General features: G+C 70.8%; 16 protein-coding genes and 1 pseudogene. 14 read left to right on the forward strand and 3 right to left on the reverse strand.

All coding sequences use genetic code 11. The features are described from left to right. Window positions 1–341: 341 nt before the first annotated feature. Entirely contained in the window at window positions 342–911 is a 570-nt protein-coding gene (locus ACGFRF_RS36100; protein ID WP_393747398.1) for a TetR/AcrR family transcriptional regulator, read from the reverse strand. Between the two features lie 143 nt (window positions 912–1,054). On the opposite strand from ACGFRF_RS36100, the gene ACGFRF_RS36105 reads away from it, so the two are divergent. The 5 genes from ACGFRF_RS36105 to ACGFRF_RS36125 all read left to right on the forward strand — a co-directional run bounded on the left by ACGFRF_RS36105 (window position 1,055) and on the right by ACGFRF_RS36125 (window position 5,732). Further along, window positions 1,055–1,717 (forward strand): cysteine hydrolase, encoded by a 663-nt coding sequence (locus tag ACGFRF_RS36105; RefSeq protein WP_393747400.1) that lies wholly within the window; start codon window positions 1,055–1,057, stop codon window positions 1,715–1,717. After that, window positions 1,714–3,291: an aldehyde dehydrogenase (NADP(+)) gene (locus ACGFRF_RS36110; protein WP_393747402.1), complete on the forward strand. Its 1,578-nt coding sequence runs from the start codon at window positions 1,714–1,716 to the stop codon at window positions 3,289–3,291. The genes ACGFRF_RS36105 and ACGFRF_RS36110 overlap by 4 nt, the downstream gene beginning before the upstream one ends. A 73-nt stretch (window positions 3,292–3,364) precedes the next feature. Then, on the forward strand, window positions 3,365–3,850 hold the full coding sequence (locus ACGFRF_RS36115) for a lipocalin-like domain-containing protein (RefSeq protein WP_393747404.1): 486 nt from the start codon (window positions 3,365–3,367) through the stop codon (window positions 3,848–3,850). Between the two features lie 342 nt (window positions 3,851–4,192). Continuing rightward, a complete protein-coding gene (locus tag ACGFRF_RS36120) occupies window positions 4,193–4,912 on the forward strand; it encodes an SDR family oxidoreductase (protein WP_393747406.1) in 720 nt (239 codons plus the stop codon). Between the two features lie 67 nt (window positions 4,913–4,979). After that, entirely contained in the window at window positions 4,980–5,732 is a 753-nt protein-coding gene (locus ACGFRF_RS36125; RefSeq protein WP_393747408.1) for an SDR family oxidoreductase, read from the forward strand. A gap of 224 nt (window positions 5,733–5,956) precedes the next feature. Here ACGFRF_RS36125 and ACGFRF_RS36130 read toward each other — a convergent pair whose 3' ends face one another. Beyond that, window positions 5,957–6,790, reverse strand: coding sequence for an enoyl-CoA hydratase/isomerase family protein (locus tag ACGFRF_RS36130; protein ID WP_393747410.1), 834 nt, complete (start codon window positions 6,788–6,790; stop codon window positions 5,957–5,959). Window positions 6,791–6,876: 86 nt separating this feature from the next. Here ACGFRF_RS36130 and ACGFRF_RS36135 point away from each other — a divergent pair, with 86 nt between their 5' ends. The 4 genes from ACGFRF_RS36135 (at window position 6,877) to ACGFRF_RS36150 (ending at window position 9,888) form a co-directional block, all read left to right on the forward strand. Continuing rightward, window positions 6,877–7,359 (forward strand): winged helix-turn-helix transcriptional regulator, encoded by a 483-nt coding sequence (locus ACGFRF_RS36135; RefSeq protein ID WP_393747412.1) that lies wholly within the window; start codon window positions 6,877–6,879, stop codon window positions 7,357–7,359. Between the two features lie 183 nt (window positions 7,360–7,542). Next, window positions 7,543–8,421, forward strand: a complete 879-nt coding sequence (locus tag ACGFRF_RS36140; protein WP_393747414.1) for an aminoglycoside phosphotransferase family protein — start codon at window positions 7,543–7,545, stop codon at window positions 8,419–8,421. A 180-nt stretch (window positions 8,422–8,601) separates the two neighbouring features. Further along, entirely contained in the window at window positions 8,602–9,609 is a 1,008-nt protein-coding gene (locus tag ACGFRF_RS36145; RefSeq protein ID WP_393747415.1) for a hypothetical protein, read from the forward strand. Window positions 9,610–9,636: 27 nt separating this feature from the next. Further along, window positions 9,637–9,888: a hypothetical protein gene (locus tag ACGFRF_RS36150; protein WP_393747417.1), complete on the forward strand. Its 252-nt coding sequence runs from the start codon at window positions 9,637–9,639 to the stop codon at window positions 9,886–9,888. 122 nt (window positions 9,889–10,010) lie between these two features. Here ACGFRF_RS36150 and ACGFRF_RS36155 read toward each other — a convergent pair whose 3' ends face one another. After that, window positions 10,011–10,931, reverse strand: coding sequence for a pyridoxamine 5'-phosphate oxidase family protein (locus ACGFRF_RS36155; protein ID WP_393747419.1), 921 nt, complete (start codon window positions 10,929–10,931; stop codon window positions 10,011–10,013). 303 nt (window positions 10,932–11,234) lie between these two features. On the opposite strand from ACGFRF_RS36155, the gene ACGFRF_RS36160 reads away from it, so the two are divergent. The 5 genes and pseudogenes from ACGFRF_RS36160 to ACGFRF_RS36180 form a co-directional block, all read left to right on the forward strand. Next, on the forward strand, window positions 11,235–12,263 hold the full coding sequence (locus ACGFRF_RS36160; protein ID WP_393747549.1) for an alcohol dehydrogenase catalytic domain-containing protein: 1,029 nt from the start codon (window positions 11,235–11,237) through the stop codon (window positions 12,261–12,263). 105 nt (window positions 12,264–12,368) lie between these two features. After that, window positions 12,369–13,280: a universal stress protein gene (locus tag ACGFRF_RS36165; RefSeq protein ID WP_393747421.1), complete on the forward strand. Its 912-nt coding sequence runs from the start codon at window positions 12,369–12,371 to the stop codon at window positions 13,278–13,280. 104 nt (window positions 13,281–13,384) lie between these two features. Further along, window positions 13,385–14,260 carry a universal stress protein gene (locus tag ACGFRF_RS36170; RefSeq protein WP_393747423.1) on the forward strand — a complete coding sequence of 292 codons (876 nt, stop codon included), beginning with the start codon at window positions 13,385–13,387 and terminating at the stop codon, window positions 14,258–14,260. A 47-nt stretch (window positions 14,261–14,307) separates the two neighbouring features. After that, window positions 14,308–16,689 carry a phosphoketolase gene (locus ACGFRF_RS36175; protein WP_393747550.1) on the forward strand — a complete coding sequence of 794 codons (2,382 nt, stop codon included), beginning with the start codon at window positions 14,308–14,310 and terminating at the stop codon, window positions 16,687–16,689. A gap of 187 nt (window positions 16,690–16,876) precedes the next feature. Next, window positions 16,877–17,194 (forward strand): annotated as a pseudogene (locus tag ACGFRF_RS36180) (zinc-binding dehydrogenase); the annotation flags it as partial. Between the last annotated feature and the right edge of the window lie 31 nt (window positions 17,195–17,225).

The raw sequence follows: 17,225 nt of genomic DNA on the forward strand, positions 1-17,225 counted from the left end.
GGCAGGGCATCCGCGGCGACGGCAAGGCCGCTTACCCCGCCTTCATCACGGGAACGCCGATGTCAACGGCTTCTGGTGGACAGCCGTTTCTGCGTGGCGTACGACGACGAGACGTGGCGTACGAGGGCGAGCCGTGATGTCCGACGAGGCCGTGATGTCCGACGACGAGTCGTGGCGTCCGACGACGAGCCGTCGGGTGGTACGTCGGCATCGGAGGCCACCGTGGGCGGAACGACCGGCGCAGCGCGGGCGATGCCCCGCTCGTGGCCGGGCGCCTCGCCGCACGCCACCCTGCATCAACTGGACCCGGGCGGATGTCGAGCGGCGGGTGGCGAAGTTCCTCAGGCGGACTGCTTGAGCTGCTCGGCGACCGTGTGCAGTAGTTCGTCGGCGAGGTCTTTGTCGGTGACGGCGCGGGACATGAGGACGGCACCGACCAGAGCGCTGAGGGTGAGCATCGCCTCGGCTCGGGCGTCGTCGGTGATGTCGTCGTCGAGGCCGGCGATCAGGTCCAGATAGGTGCGGACCTGCTTCTCGTAGGCCTCTTTGAGGTGCTGGTCACCGCGTCCGGCGGCGGCTCCGAGGGTGACCAGTGCGCAACCGGTGGCCGGTGCGTCGCGGTGCTGGGGGGCGAGGTAGGCGTCGATGAGGCCGGCGCGGGGGTCCTGGTCGTTCTTGCGGGCGGACCGTTCCATCTTCGCCGTGCCCTCGGCGAGCGCGGTGGCGGCGGCCTGGGCGATGAGGTCGTCGCGCGAGGTGAAGTGCTTGTAGAAGCCGCCGTGGGTGAGGCCGGCCTCCTTCATGAGGTCCGCGATGCCCGGGCGGGTGATGCCTTCGGTGCGGACCTTGCGAGAGGCGATGCGCAGGACCCGTTCGCGGGTCGCCGCCTTCTCCGCCTGCGAGTGGCCCATGACTGGCCCTGCCTTTCGTCGGGGCGGCGCACCGGAAAACACCGGCGCAACTGGATGATTCGCATCATACACCTGCGTGCTTGATTCGACGGTGACCTGGGTCTCCTTGACTTTGTGGATGACGCGCATAATCCTGACTGTGGATGTCAATCGTCATCCAGATCGGAGTGAGAGCTGTGTCCCACACCTACGACCCCCGCCACACGGCCGTCCTGCTGGTCGATCCGTACAACGACTTCCTGTCCGAGGGAGGCAAGATCTGGCCCCGCCTGAAGCCTCTGGCGGAACAGACCCAGCTCCTCGACCACCTGCGCACCGTGGTCGGCTCTGCCCGCGAGGCCGGCATGCGGGTGGTGTTCGTCCCGCACCGCCGTTGGGAGCCGGGCGACTACGAGACCTGGGATTTTCCCAACCCCACCCAGCTCGGCATCATGGAGCGGCACAGCTTCGCCCGCGGAACCTGGGGCGGTGAGTTCCACCCCGAATTCCAGCCGCAGCCGGGCGACGTCGTCGTGGCAGAGCACTGGGCGCAGAGCGGGTTCGCCAACACCGACCTGGACTTCCAGCTCAAGCAGCACGGCATCACCCACGTCGTCCTGATCGGCCTGCTCGCCAACACCTGCATCGAGTCCACCGGCCGCTTCGCCATGGAACTCGGCTACCACGTCACCCTGGTGCGGGACGCCACCGCCGCGCTCCTGCCCGCGATGATGCACGCCGCGCACGAGCTGAACGGCCCCACCTACGCCCACGCCATCACCACCACCGACGAGCTCACCGTCGCGTTCAAGGGAGCACAGTCATGACCCTCACCGGCAACCTGCTGATCGGAGCCGCCCAGGTCGCCGCTACCGCCGGCACCATGAAGGCGCTCGATCCCGCCACCGGAGACCTCATCGAGCCCGAGTTCGCCTTCGGCGGCGCGGCCGAGGTCGACCGCGCGGTCCGTCTCGCCGACGAAGCCTTCGACAGCTACAGCCACACCGGGCTGGCCGAGCGGGCCGCTTTCCTCGACCTCATCGCGGACAAGCTGGAGGCGGTCAAGGACGAACTCGCCGCCCGCACCGCCCTGGAGACCGGCCTGCCCGCCGCCCAGTTCGAAGGCGAGGCAACCCGCACCGCCGGTGTGTTCCGCAAGTTCGCCACCGTCGTCCGCCAGGGCCGCTTCCTGCAGGCGGCCATCGATCCCGCCCAGCCGGACCGGCAGCCCACACCCCGGCTGGACCACCGGCTGCAGAAGATCGCCCTGGGACCCGTGGTGATCTTCGGCGCGAGCAACTTCCCGATCTCCTACTCCGTCGCCGGCGGCGACACCGCCTCGGCTCTGGCCGCCGGCTGCCCCGTCATCGTCAAGGCCCACAACGCCCACCCCGGCGCCTCCGAGATCCAGGCCCGCGTCATCCAGCAGGCCGTCGCCGAGTCCGGACTCCACGAAGGCGTCTTCTCCCTGCTGCGCGGGCCCGGCAACGACATCGGCGAAGCACTCGTGGACCACCCCCTCGTCCGGGCCGTCACCTTCACCGGCTCCGAAGTCGGCGGCATGGCCCTCTACCGCCGGGCCCAGCAGCGCCCCGACCCCATCCCGGTCTTCACCGAGATGACCAGCGTGAACCCGACCTTCGTCCTGCCCGCCGCCCTGGCCGCCCGCGGCGCGGAGATCGGCGCGGGCCTGGTGCAGCGCGCCATGTACAACGTCGGCCAGGCCTGCCTGAAGCCGGCCATCCTGCTCGCCGTCGACGGACCCGGCTACCAGGAACTGCGCGAGGCGGCGACGACCGAGGTGGAGAAGGCGGCCGCACGCACCATGCTCACCCCCGGCATCCACGACGCCTACGCCCGCAACGCGCAGCGCATGGCGGACAACGGCGCCACCCTGGTCGGCGCAGGACCGGCCCCGGCCCACGCCTGGGACGGCCAGTCCCTGCTCTACGAGGTCACCGGTGACCAGCTGCTGGCCGAACCGGAGCTGCGGGAGGAGGTCTTCGGCCCCGCCATCCTGCTGGTCAGGCTGACCGGTCTGGACCAACTGCTCGAGGCGGCCCGCGCCTTCCGGGGACAGCTCTCGGCCACGATGCACGCTGAAACGCCCGACCGCGCCGCCGCCGAACGGCTCCTGCCGATACTGGAGCGCCGCACCGGCCGCATCGTGTTCAACGCCTTCTCGATCCCGCAGGAGGTCTCCTACGCCTCCACCCACGGAGGCCCCTTCCCGGCCACCTCCGACAGCCGCTTCACCTCTGTCGGGATGGGCGCGATCGAGCGGTTCGTGCGCCCGGTCACCTACCAGGGCTTCCCCGACGAGCTGCTGCCGCAGCCGCTGCGCGAGGCCAACCCGCTGCATCTGTGGCGCCTCGTCGACGGCGAGCTCACCCAGCACTGACCCACCCCGGGCGGGCCCCGTTCGCTCTTGCGAACGGGGCCCGTGCACTCTGTCACACGAGAGGAGCCCCTCCATGACCACCGCCGACCGAGCGGTCGCAGGAAGGGTACGCGAGGCCCGCGAAGAGGTACGCAGAAAGCTGCTCGGCGCATGGGAACTCGTGTCGTACACCGCCACGAGCACCGACGGGGAGGTCATCCACCCCCTCGGCCCCGCACCGTACGGGCTGATCGTCTACACCCCCCAGGGCTACATGTCCGCACAATTGGGGCGCGGCGATCGCACAGCCCTGCGATCGGCACGTCTCGAGGACGCATCGGCCGAGGAGCTGGCTCGGGCGGCGGTCGGCTATCTCGCCTACGGCGGGCCGTTCGAAGTCGTCGATGCCACGACTGTCGAGCACCACGTCACCACCAGCCTGTTCCCGAACTGGATCGGACGGTCCCAGGTCCGCAAGGTGAGCTTCGAAGGCTCTCTGCTCAAACTGGCCGTCGCCACTCCGACCCGGCTGTGGGGGGCGCAGCGCACAGCGGAACTCACCTGGAGAAGGGCGGCCTGACCCCGTCCCGTGCCGGTCCCGTCGTCGCGCGCCTGCGGAGGCGCTGACGACGGACGTCGGTGTCGTCAGCCCGGCGGAGATGGTCGGTGGCCCGATGCCGTACCCGTGCGGTCGTGCCCCGGTGCACCGGGCGTGGTGGCGGTCGGTGCCGGCCGGGCAGGACGTGTCACCGGCCGGTCCGGGACCGCCTGCGGCGCCCGTCCGGGCGTCGGGCCGGGCCCGCTTCGGGTGGTGGCGACAACCCAGGAGCTATACGTTCTAGGAGGACTGTTGCGGGCTGTCGTATCGCATCGTGACCACCGGTCTTCAGCCCTTCGAACCTCCTGTGGGGAAGGTGTATCCATGAAGGTGCAGGGGTCTGTCGCGTTCGTGACCGGTGCCAACCGCGGACTCGGTGAGCAGTTCGTCCGGGCGTTGCTCGAAGCGGGAGCGGCCAAGGTGTACGCGGGAGCCCGCGATCCCTCGAAGGTCACCGTGCCCGGAGCCGTTCCGGTCGCGGTCGACATCACCGACCACGACTCCGTCCGTGCCGCGGCGGACCAGGCCCAGGACGTGACCCTCCTCATCAACAACGCCGGTTCCACGACCCGGGCGCACATCCTCACGGCCGAACTGGACTCGTTCCGCACCGAGTTCGAGACGCACGTACTCGGCACCCTCGCGATGAGCAGGGCCTTCGCCCCCGTTCTCGGGCGCAACGGCGGCGGGGCGATCGTCAACGTCCTCTCCGTGCTGTCCTGGGTGTCGATCACGCCCAGTGCCGGATACGCCGCGGCCAAGTCCGCGGAATGGTCGGTGACCAATGCCCTGCGGGTGGCCCTGGCGGAACAGCACACGCAGGTCACCGCCCTGCATGTCAGCTACCTCGCGACGGAGATGGCCTCCGCCGTCACGGGGCCGAAAGCGGACCCCGCCGCCGTGGCCCGCGCGACCCTCGAGGGTGTCGAGGCGGGATTGCACGAGGTGCTCGCCGACGACGTCAGCCGGCGTGTGCAGGAAGCACTGCCCCAAGGGCCCGAGGTGCTGTACCCGCAACTGAGCGGCGGCCCGTCACTGGTCTGATCGCTTCAGGGGACGGCCCGTCATCCGGGCTCGTCGTCGCGGAACCGCGTGCCCATCGGAGGTGCCGATGAACGACAGCAGGCCGAACCACGCCCCTTCCGACCTCGTCGGCCAGACCGTCGTGGTGATCGGGGGCAGCGCAGGCATCGGACTGGAAACCGCTCGCCGCGTGCGTGCCGAGGGCGGCCAGGTGGTCCTGACCGGACGCGATCCCGAACGGCTGCAGCAAGCCGCGCTCGAGGTCCAGCCTGCGGGCACGGCGGCCTTCGACGCCACCGACACCGACGGTCTCGAGCAGTTCTTCCGCGAGCTGACCGGCCCGGTCGACCACGTGGTCCTCACCGCCGGCAGCCCTTTCTACATGCCCTTGGCCGACATGGACCTCGCCAAGGCCCGCCACCACTTCGGCGAGCGCCTGGCCATGAACCTCGCTGTCGCCCTCTACGGCCGTGACAAGGTCCGCCCCGGAGGCACGTTGCTGTTCCTCGGTGGCACGGGCGCCCGACGCCCCGGCATCGGCCTGACCGTCGCGTCCACACTGACCGCGGCTCTCCCCGCCCTCACCGCCAACCTGGCGCTCGAACTCGCACCGGTCCGCGTGAATCTCATCGCTGCCGGCTTCGTCGACACTCCTTTGTCCTCCTCGCTCCTGGGCGACCAGCTCGAAGCCCGTCGCGAGGAACTGCGTGCCGCGCTGCCCATCCGCAGGGTCGTCGGTCCGCAGGACGTCGCCGCTCTGGCCACGCACATCATGTGCAACGGCGCACTCACGGGCGGAACGTACGACATCGACGGCGGCCAGCAACTCCTCGCACACTGAGCGCCCTGCCGGCCAGGGGGCCATGCGGCTTGGGGCGGTGAGGCGGCGCGGGGACGGGTCGCCCGACGGGGCGGGCCATGGTGGCGTCCGCACCCACCGGTCAGCTGTCCGGGAGTGGAACGCCGTACCGTCTGAGGGCTGTACGACGCTGTCGGCTGGGCGGCGCGGTTCGGCCGGTGGTGGCCTCCCTGCGGAACCGTGCGGCACGACACGCGGGTCCGCTGTCAGAGATCCTCGCGGTTGAGCCGGCCGAGACGGTCGCCCATGTGCAGCTCGAGATCGCTGCGCTTGCCCAGCCCCTTCTCGACGGCGGCGGCGAGTCGCCGCTGAGCGGCCGGCCGGGCCGCGGAGGCCCAGAACGCGCGGGATGTCGGGGACAGGAGGGCGTGTGCGGGCTGAGACACCTCTCCGACGTAGCCCTTCACCTCGATGAGCGTCGCCTTGTCGAAGGTGGCGATGCGCCCAGCCATGTCATCGACCAGGCCGTCCAGATCGGCGTCGGGGACGGCCCTGTTGACGTAGCCGTAGCGTTCGGCGAGCTCTGCGTCGTAGTCCTGGCCCGTGAGCATGATCTCCAGGGCGCGGCCGCGACCGGTGAGATAGGGCAGGCGGTGCATGGGACCGCCGCCGGCGACCAGGCCGAGGGCGACCTCCGGCTGGGAGAGCACGGCGCGCTCGAGACTGGCGAACCGCATGTCGCACGCCAGGACGAACTCGCTGCCGGCGCCACGGGCACGACCGCGGATCTTGGCGAGGGAGACGAACGGGCCTTCGGAGAGGCGAGCGAGGATGTCCAGCCAGGTCGGCAGGCCGGTGGGGGAGGGCGGTGGCGGGGTCTGGGCGCGGGGAGCGCCGGTGTCGTAGTGGGCGAGGAAGAAATCCGGGTCGGCGCTCTGGAAGACCACGACGCGGACCTCGGGGTCGTCTTCCAGGCTTGCGACGAGCGCCGCGATCTCGTCGATGGTCCAGGGGTCGATGAGGTTCAGCGGTGGGTGGTCGAAGGTGACCTGCCAACGGCGCGGATCCGACCTGTCGATCATGAGCTGCTGCCCGGCCATGCCGGCACCTCCGGAGAGAAGAAGGCTGAAACCTGGATCCCAACCTAGCATGGTCCGGATTTCCAACTCAGCGATACGCTTGAGGCATGACGAAACGGATAGCGTCGGCCACGGACAGCGGGCAGCGCTGCTCGATCGGCCGGGCCCTGGAGGTCGTCGGGGATCGATGGAGCCTGCTGATCCTCAGGGAGGCGGTACAGGGCGTCACGCGCTTCTCGGAGTTCCGTGAGCGGCTTCGCGTGGCCAGCGACGTGCTGACCCAGCGGCTGGGTGTCCTGGTGGATGCGGGAGTGCTGGAGAAGAGTCCGTACCGCGAAGACGGGGCGCGGACCCGCATGGCTTATCGCCTGACTCCGGCGGGCCGGGACCTGATCGTGGTCATCGGCGCCCTCCAGCAGTGGGGTGACCTGCACAGGCCTCATCCCGACGGCCCTCTGGTGCACCGGGCGAGCCGAGCGACCGGGCGCCCTCTCCGGGTCGCCTTCATCGACGACGAGGGCAACGAGTCGCCGCTCGACGACGTACACCTTGCCGCTCGGTTCGATCCGCCACGGGTGCCCGAGGCGTGAGGGTCACCGGGGGTCGCCCGGACGCGGCAGCCGGCCGCCCGGTTCTGAGACCGGATCCGACCGAAATGCCGCATGAGCCGCCAACCGGTACCTCACCGGAGATCAGATCCAACGCGGCCGAGTCACCCTGTCGCCCGTGCTCAACCACCGGCGGCCACGTGCCATCGATGGTTGAGTGAGACTGTGGACAGCTTCGAGATCGATCACAACTTGGTGCGCTCCCTGGTGCGAGAGCAGCATCCGGACCTCGCGGGCTTGGACCTACGTGCGGTCCCCGGCGGTTGGGACAACCAACTGTGGCGCCTCGGGGAGGAGTTGGCCGTGCGCATGCCGCGCACCGAGCGCGCGCCGGCCCTCCTGCGCAAAGAGCACCGGTGGCTGCCCGCCCTGGCGCCGCGCCTACCGCTACCGGTCCCGACTCCCACGCGGATCGGTGAACCGTCGTCGCGCTTCCCGCGGCCATGGACCATCGCGACCTGGGTTCCCGGCGAGCCGGCCGACCGCGCACCCATCAGCCACGACCGCGCAGCCGACACCTTGGCGGACTTCCTCAAGGCGCTCCACGTGGAGGCGCCCGCCGACGCACCGGTCAGTCCCGATCGCGGCGTTCCGCTGAGCACGCTCACGGACGCTTTCGAGAAGACGCTCGAGGAAGTCGCCTGCGATGCCCTCCGGAATGTCCGGGACGTCTGGGAAGAGGCCCTCGCAGCTGCCGATGGGGACGGCCCGCCGGTATGGCTGCACGGCGACCTTCACCCGGCGAACATCGTCGTCGTGGACGGCACTCTCTCGGGCGTGATCGACTTCGGTGACATGTGCGCGGGCGATCCGGCGGTGGATCTCGCGGCCGCGTGGGTGCTCCTTCCCGCGGGTGCGGCCGCACGGTTCTTCGACGCGTACGCACACGCGGACGAGGCGATGATTCGGCGCGCACGAGGGTGGGCTGTCCTGAAGAGCCTCTTCCTCATCCTCATGGGACGGGCCGGGGACCGGGGGCTGCCCGGCGGCAAGCCGACATGGGGACCCGCGGGCTGGGCTGCTCTCGACCGTGTTCTGACATAGGTCCAGGAGGAAACTGCCTGATCAGCCTGTATGCCGATGCCGGTCCGCGGAAACGGGTCTGGGGCACGCTGACAGGCGAGCCGCCTGGCGACCGAAGTCGGCCTGGCGTACTCACCGCGCACCGATCGCCATATCCGGATCACAATGGGCGAAAAGTCCGGAGATCGCGGAGGCGCGGTGATGCACGGTAACGCCGAGAACGACGACGGATCCCTCGAGGAAAGTGAGCAGGACGATGGTGTCCTCGACACCGAGGACACCGACGAGTACACCGAGCCCGAGCCGTACGAGGAAGAGCCCGAGTCCTACGAAGAGTACGAGGAGGAGGATCCGGCCACCGCCGATGCGAACCCCGACGTCTATCTCGACGTTCCGGTGCTGAAGGTCGACGAGATCGATCTGGACGTCGAGGACCTGCGGGCGCATGTCTCGCTGCAGGCCGAGGTGCTGGACCTGCTGAAGCTGAACGTCGGCGCCGACGTCACGCTCGGCCGGGTGCACCTGGGCATCTCGGGCGTGGAGGCACAGGCCCAGCTCAAGGTACGTCTCCACAACGTCGCGAGGATCATCGACCGGGTGCTCACCACGCTCGATCGCAACCCGGAGATCCTGCACGAGCTGGCACGGGGCGTCGGGTCCGCCGTGCAGGACGTCGGTGGCGGAGCCCGATACGCGATCGGTGAGCTGGGGACGGGTGCCGGAAGGGCCGTCCAGGACGTCGGCCAGGGTGCCGGGGCCGCCGTACAGGACGTGGGCCGCGGGGTCGGCTCGGTGGCGGAGGACGTCGGCCGGGGGGCCGGAAGGGCCGTGCAGGACGTGGGCCGCGGCGCCGGACGCGCGGTGGAGGACGTCGGTGGTGAGGCCGGCCAGGTTGTCGGAGAGGTCGGCAAGGGGCTCGGCGACGCCACCGGGAGCGTGGTGGAGAACGCCGCGGGCGTGACGGAAGCGGCGGGCGAAACGGTACGGCAGGGTGGCCAGGCCGCTGCGGACGCCCTGGACACAGCGGGCGGCACCGTACGGGAAACCGAGTTGGCCGGACGGAGTACGACGCGCAGGCCGGCGGCAGGGGACCGGCGCCGGACCGGTCAGGGCGGCACCCGCACGCGCCGAGTGCGCGCCGAGGACGGCAGACTGCCGTCACGGCCCAGTCGCCGCCGCACCGCCGAGGAGCCGGAGGAGCCGCCCTGAACGGGAGGCGTGGGAGCACGGGGCCCAGTGCCGGACATCTCGTTCCGGTCGACGGTCGGCGCCGATCGTCTCCGCTTCGCGGAGCAACCGCGCACAGCCGTCCGCTTCCCCGGCACAGGGGGGCGGGAGTCGACGAGCCACAGCGACCGGACCCACCTGCCCGACAGGGTCGTCCCCGGCGAGGAGTACCACGACGTCACCGTCGCCTACCGCCTCGCGACCCGGCTCACCGGCCGGCCGGAGGGCGGACGGAGCGACGCCGACGGCACGGACGCGTGACGAACACCGTGCCGACGGAGCCGCAGCCGTGGCCGCCCCAGACGGTCCCGGACGGCCGAACGAGCGTGGACGGGTGCGCCGACCTCGGGGAGCCTGGCCGTCCGCACGGCGCCCTCGAGTTCCTACTGATCAGCCGGAGTGATCCGACGGCCGGTGAGGCTGGTGGGCGTGATCGACACCCACAGCTCGCGCTCACCACCCGCCCAGGGTGTGGGCTGTGCTTGTCGGGTGAGCCGACGTACGGTCTCGGGCTCCGTCACCGCTCTCGCCGGGCCGACGGCGAGTACGCTCCAGCCCTGACTCAGAGCCTCGTCGACGTGGTCGACCTCAAAGGCGACCTCCGTTCCCGCGGCGGACGCGGCCACGGAGTCGGGCGCGGTCCGGAAGACGATGGCGTCAGCGACGACCGCGTAGTTGACCGGGACGACCGCCGGGCTTCCGTCGGACGCCGACACCGCGACGCGCCCCACGCCGTGCGTGGACAGCAGGGTGCGGCATTCGTCCGGGTCGAGGTCCCGCAGCTGCGGGTGCGGCAGTGCGTAGCCCTGCCCGGGCGGGAGATCGATCCCTCCGCCGCGCAGAGCGGTGACCGTGGTGCCCAGCGCGTCGGCCAGTCTGACGAGAGTCGCCAGGGTCGGGTCGGCCGGCCGTTCCTCCAGGTACGCGAGGTAGTCGGGAGAGATCCGGGCGCGGCCGGCTGCTTCCTCTCGGCTGAGCCCCTGTCTCCGGCGTTCGACGGCCACGCGTCGCCCGATGTCGCCGGGGTTGGGTGCCGCGGTCCTTGGGTCATTCGTGGACACGGCTTCCGCCCGGACCGTGTCCGGCTGTGACGCACGCGTGGTCCCTGGCTCGGCGTGCTCGAGATGGCGGATGTGGGCGTCGGGCCCGGGGAAGACGAGCGTCACTTGGTCCGTGTCCGACCAGCGCACGTCGTAGGGAGGTGTTCCGTCCTCGTGATGAAGTCCGACGATCTCGCCGTCGCGCCTGGCGGCGCCGGTCGCCGGACTTTCGATGACGAGTTGGTCGCCGAGGTGAGCTCGCATGATCGTCGCCCTCTCCTCACATGGTGCTCTCTCCAACCTGCCACGCGGGACACATCAGCGCAGGCGGCGCGAGCCTCCCCCATGAAGTGGGCGCCGGTGTCCGAGATCACGGTGCTCGGTTCGCGGGGGCTGGAGTCAGCGGTCGCCCGGGCGCTCAGCTCCCGTACGGCCGTGGGGAGCCCGGTCCGGCACCGGCCTTCCACCGCTCGTGCACGGAGCCGGACCGATGCGCACGGGTGACCCTGTTGCCCGGGAGTACTGCGGGGGTCACCGTGGAGGTGGGGGAGCGAGGAAGTGAGTACCGTGCGAGCGCTCGTCTACCACGGCCCGGCACAGACCTCCTGGGACAGCGTCCCGGATCCTGCGATCGAGGAGGCCACCGATGCCATCGTGCGCGTGGACGCCACCACCGTCTGCGGCAGTGACCTGCACATCCGGCGGGGAGACCTCCCCGAGGTGAAGCCGGGGACAGTCCTCGGCCACGAGGCCGTCGGTGAGGTCGTGGACGTCGGTGGCGAGGTCCACCACCTGAGCCCCGGCGACCAGGTGATCGTGTCGTCCGTCTCGGCGTGCGGCCACTGCTGGGCGTGCCGAGACGCCATGTACGGACAGTGCGGCGAGGGTGGCGGATGGATCCTGGGGAGTCTGATCAACGGGACCCAGGCGGAGTTGGTGCGGGTGCCCTTCGCCGATCACTCCACCACCCGACGCCCCTCCGAACTGCCGCTCGATGACGCTCTGCTGCTCGCGGAGCTGCTCCCGACCGCCTACGAGGTCGGAGTGCGCAACGGCCATGTGTCTCCGGGAGACACCGTCGTCGTGGTGGGCGCGGGTCCCGTCGGCCTCGCCGCGGTGGTCGTCGCACAGCTCTACTCGCCCCGCCGGATCATCGTCGTGGACCTCGCCGGAGCCCGGCTGGAGACCGCCGTCCGCGTCGGGGCCGATGCCGCCGAATCGCCGGGGGCGATGATCGGTGATCTGTCCGAGGGACCGGGCGCCGACGTGGCCATCGAAGCGTCGGGAGATCCGGACGGATTCGTGCTGTGCACGCGCGCCGTCCGCACGGGAGGGCACATCGCCAACATCGGCACGCACGGCAGACCGGCGAAGCTCCATCTCGATGCCTTGTGGCGCAAGAACGTGACGATCAGCATGGGCCACGTGGACACCTCCTCCACACCGTGGCTGCTGGAGCTGATGCGGTGCGGACGCCTGCCCGTGTCCCCGCTGGTCACCCACACCTTCGGACTCGACCGGATGGAAGACGCCTACGACGTCTTCGCAAGCGGCACCAGCACGGGAGCCCTCAAAGTCGTGCTGCACCGCGAGTGACCCCCGTCGAGCTGTGTCATGGCACGCACAGGGACCTGCGGCCCTGACCGCACGATCGCGGTTGCCACGCTGGAATCGGATGCCTCGTCCCGGGAGGTGGGGACCGTGACCCGAACCATCACCGTAGGTCTCGACGGCTCGCCCGAAAGCCGGGCCGCCGCCGAATGGGCGGCCCGCGAGGCGCGGCTGCGCGCTCTGCCGCTGAAGATCCTCCATGTCCGGGAGCCCGTGCCCTCGCCCATGCCGCCCGTGACACAGGCACCACTGCTCCGCAGCGAGACGAACCAGGGCTGGACCGAAGAGATCACACGGGAGTCGGCGGAGGGCCTCCGGCTGCGCCACCCCGGTGTCGAGGTGATCACCGATCGGGTCACCGGCAACCCGGCCGCGGCTCTGGCGGAGGCCGCGGACGCCGCCGAGCTGCTGGTCCTGGGCTCGCGCGGCTTCGGCGCGATCGGCGGGTTCGTGATGGGGTCGGTCAGCCTCTCCGTCATCGCCCGCGCCTCACATCCGGTAGTGCTGGTCCGGTCCGGAGAGCAGGCCGCCGACGAGCACAAGACGGACCCCGCGGGCGTCCCGTCGGCCGCGACCCCCTTCCGGCCCGTCGTCGTGGGCCTCGACACCGACGACCCGGACGAGACGCTCCTGGACTTCGCCTTCGACGCCGCCGCGCGCCGGAGCGCGTCCCTGAGGGTCGTGCACGGCTGGAACGAGCCGCCCACCTTCCACGGCTTCTACGGCGACACCCAGCTCCACGGCTCACTCGCACGGCGGCAGGCCACCCTCCTGACCGAGGTGCTGCGTCCCTGGCGGCAGAAGTTCCCGAACGTCGACGTGATCGAGGCGAGCCGCTGCGGCAGCGCCGCGCAGGTCCTCGTCACCGCCTCCCGCGACGTCTGCCTGGCCGTCGTCGGCCGGCGCATCCGCACCAGCCCTCTCGGTGCCCACATCGGCCCCGTCGCCCACGCCGTTCTGCACCATGTCGTCGCACCCGTCGCCGTGGTCGCGCACGACTGACTCCCTCGAGGAGAGGAACCCATGAAGGCAGTAGTCGCACGGGCGCTCGGTGATCGACCCGTCATCGCGGAGCCTTTCCACAACGGCACGGCACGGTGAGCACGATGGACCTTCCGATCGTCGTCGGCGTCGACGGCTCCGAACCGAGCCTGCGGGCCCTGGACTGGGCGGCCGACGAGGCCGCCCTGCGCGGGGCACCGCTCCGGCTGGTGTACGCCTCGCTCCGGGAACGCTACGAAGGCGCCCTGATCGCCCAGGAACTCGGCAAGCCGGCGGAGGAGGTGATGGCCCAGGACGTCGTCGGCACCGCGCGACACCGAGTCGAGCGCCGCCACCCTGGCGTGCGGGTCGCCACCGACGTGCTGCCCGACGAGCCGGAGTACGGCCTCGTACGAGAGAGCCGCACCGCCCTCGCCATGGTCCTGGGGCGCCGGGGCCGCAGCGGCATGACCGAGGCGCTCCTCGGCTCTGTCAGCCTGACGGTCGCCGGGCATGCGCACTGCCCCGTGATCGTGCTGCGCGGCAGCCACGACAACCGGACCCGCTCCGGAATCCGGGGCCGCATCGTCCTCGGCGTCCGCGAGAAGCCGACGGGCTCGGCCGCCGTACGGTTGGCGACCGAGGAGGCTCTGCTGCGCGCCGTGCCCCTGGAAGCCGTACGGGCCTGGGGGCGGCGCCCCGCGCACGCGACCACCGGCCATGCCCTGCTCGTCGGCGAGCCTGCACACCTGCGGGAACAGGACGCCGCCGAAGCGGTGGAGGAAGCCCTGGGGGACGCGCCGGCCGACCTCGAAGTGCTCCGGCGCACGGTCGAGGGCCATGCCCGCGACGCCCTGATCGCCGCTTCCCACGACGCCGACCTGCTCGTCGTCGGCGCTCGTCGCCGGCACGGCCACGTCGGACTCCAGCTCAGCCGCGTCGCGCACGGCGTGCTGCATCACGCGGTGTGCCCGGTGGCTGTCGTACCCGAATTTTCATGACAAAACCGGCAAGATTATCGATGATGGACGACGAATCCGAGGTTCCCATGACCAAGGCCGCTCACCAGGACGCCACCGCACTCACCGACGAGGAACTGCGCACCCTGGACGCGCACTGGCGCGCCGCCAACTACCTGGCGGCGGGCCAGATCTACCTCATGGCCAACCCACTGCTGACCGAGCCGCTGCGCCCGGAGCACATCAAGCCGCGCCTGCTCGGCCACTGGGGCACCTCACCCGGCCTCAACCTCGTCTACACCCACCTCAACCGCGTGATCAAGGCACGCGGACTCGACGCTCTCTGCGTGTGGGGCCCGGGCCACGGGGGACCGGCCGTCCTCGCGGGCTCCTGGCTGGAGGGCAGCTACAGCGAAACCTATCCGGACGTCTCCCGGGACGCCTCCGGCATGGAGCGGCTGTTCCGGCAGTTCTCCTTCCCGGGCGGCGTGCCCAGCCACGTGGCCCCGGAGACCCCGGGTTCCATCCACGAGGGCGGCGAACTCGGCTACTCGCTCGCGCACGCCTACGGCGCGGCCCTCGACAACCCTGACCTGGTCGTGGCCTGTGTGATCGGTGACGGTGAGGCGGAAACCGGACCGCTGGCCGCGTCCTGGCACTCCAACAAGTTCCTCGACCCGGTGCACGACGGAGCCGTGCTGCCGATCCTCCACCTCAACGGTTACAAGATCGCCAACCCGACCGTGCCGGCTCGGATTCCGCAGGAGGAGCTGGACTCGCTGCTGCGCGGTTACGGCCACGAACCCCTCCACGTCACCGGCGACGACCCCGACACGGTGCACCGCGCCCTGGCCGCGGCCTTCGACGAGGCACTGGACCGGATCGCCCTGATGCAGCGCACCGCACGCGAGCAAGGGGTCAGTGAGCGCGTGCACTGGCCGGTCATCGTGCTGCGCACGCCGAAGGGCTGGACCGGACCGGCCGAGGTGGACGGAGAGCCGGTGGAGGGCACCTGGCGTGCCCACCAGGTCCCGCTGCCGGGCGTTCGGGAAAACCCCGCGCACCTGCGGCTGCTGGAGGAGTGGCTGCGTTCGTACCGGCCCGAGGAACTGTTCGGCCCCGACGGACGGCCCGTCGAGGACGTCCTCGCCTGCGTCCCCGAGGGGACGAAACGGCTCGGCGCGACCCCGCACGCCAACGGCGGCCTCCTCGTCCGCGAACTGCCCGTGCCGTCACTCGACGCCTTCGCCGTCCCCGTCGACAAGCCGGGGGTGACCCTGCACGAACCCACCCGGATCCTGGGTGCCCTGCTCGAACAGGTCATGAAGGACACCCGATCGCGTCGGGACTTCCGTCTCGTCGGCCCGGACGAGACCGCCTCCAACCGGCTCCAGGCCGTCTACGACGCCAGCGGAAAGGCCTGGCAGGCCGAGATCCTCCCGGTCGACGAGCACCTCGACCGGCACGGCCGCGTGATGGAGGTCCTCTCCGAACACCTCTGCCAGGGCTGGCTGGAGGGCTACCTGCTGACCGGCCGGCACGGACTGTTCTCCTGCTACGAGGCGTTCGTGCACATCGTCGACTCGATGGTCAACCAGCACATCAAGTGGCTGAAGACCTCGCGCGAGCTGCCCTGGCGGGCTCCGATCCCCTCCCTCAACTACCTGCTGACGTCCCATGTGTGGCGTCAGGACCACAACGGCTTCTCGCACCAGGATCCCGGCTTCGTCGACCACGTCCTCAACAAGAGCCCGGCGGTCGTGCGCGTCTACATGCCGCCGGACGCCAACACCCTGCTGTCCGTGGCCGACCACGTCCTGCGCAGCCGGGACTACGTCAACGTGGTGGTGGCGGGCAAGCAGCCGTGCTTCGACTGGCTGTCGATGGAACAGGCCAGCGTCCACTGCGCCCGCGGCGCCGGGATCTGGGAGTGGGCCGGCAGCGAGAACGGCGCCGAACCGGACGTGGTCCTGGCCTGCGCGGGAGACGTACCCACGCAGGAGGTGCTGGCCGCCGCGCAGTTGCTGCGACGGCACCTGCCCGAGCTGGCCGTGCGGGTGGTGAACGTGGTCGACATGACCCGGTTGCTGCCGCACGAGGAACACCCGCACGGGATGACCGACTTCGAGTACGACGGGCTCTTCACGGCCGACAAGCCGGTGATCTTCGCCTACCACGGCTACCCGTGGCTGGTCCACCGCCTGGCCTACCGCCGCACCGGGCACAAGCACCTGCACGTGCGCGGCTACAAGGAGTCCGGCACCACGACCACACCCTTCGACATGGTCGTGCGCAACGACCTCGACCGCTACCGGCTCGTGATGGACGTCATCGACCGGGTCCCCGGCCTAGCCGTACGCGCAGCCGCCGTGCGTCAGACCATGGCCGACGCCCGCACCCGCCACCACGCATGGGTCCGCGAACACGGCACCGACCTGCCCGAGGTCGCCGAGTGGAGCTGGAACAGCTGAGGGAACGGCCGCGTCCGGCCCCGGCCGTCGGTCCATCCGGCCCCCCGCGGCCCGGCGGCCGCGGGCTCCCATGGGCGCCGTCCGGCCGGAGGCCAGGGCCGGACGGCCCAAGCGGAACGGCTCACCCATCGTCGAAACCGAACGTGCGGGGCGGCTCCGGCCCCGTGCCGGAATCGCCGATCCCGCGGCCGCCCGTCGGCTCGGCGCCGACGCGGTCGCGGACGTCCATGAGGCCCCACAGCAACTGGTCACGGACCTGACCGACGGGCTCGGCGCGGACGTGGTCATCGAGGCGGTCGGCGGCGCGGGGAGCTTCGTGCTGTGAACCCGCATGGTGCGACCGGTCGGACATGTGGCCCACGTCGGCATGCACATGGAGGAGGCGTACGACGTCTTTTCCCGGGCCGCCGAGACCGGCGCGCTCAAGGTGGTGCTCGGTGGGGTTCGCCGGGCTGTCCCCGCAATCGCCCCTCGGTGCGTTAGCCCGTCTGCGTCATCCGGGTAGCGGGTTCCCATCCGCAGGGATCCCCTTGAGG

The sequence above is a fragment of the Streptomyces sp. NPDC048521 genome, from assembly GCF_043199855.1.
Classification (GTDB): Bacteria; Actinomycetota; Actinomycetes; order Streptomycetales; family Streptomycetaceae; genus Streptomyces.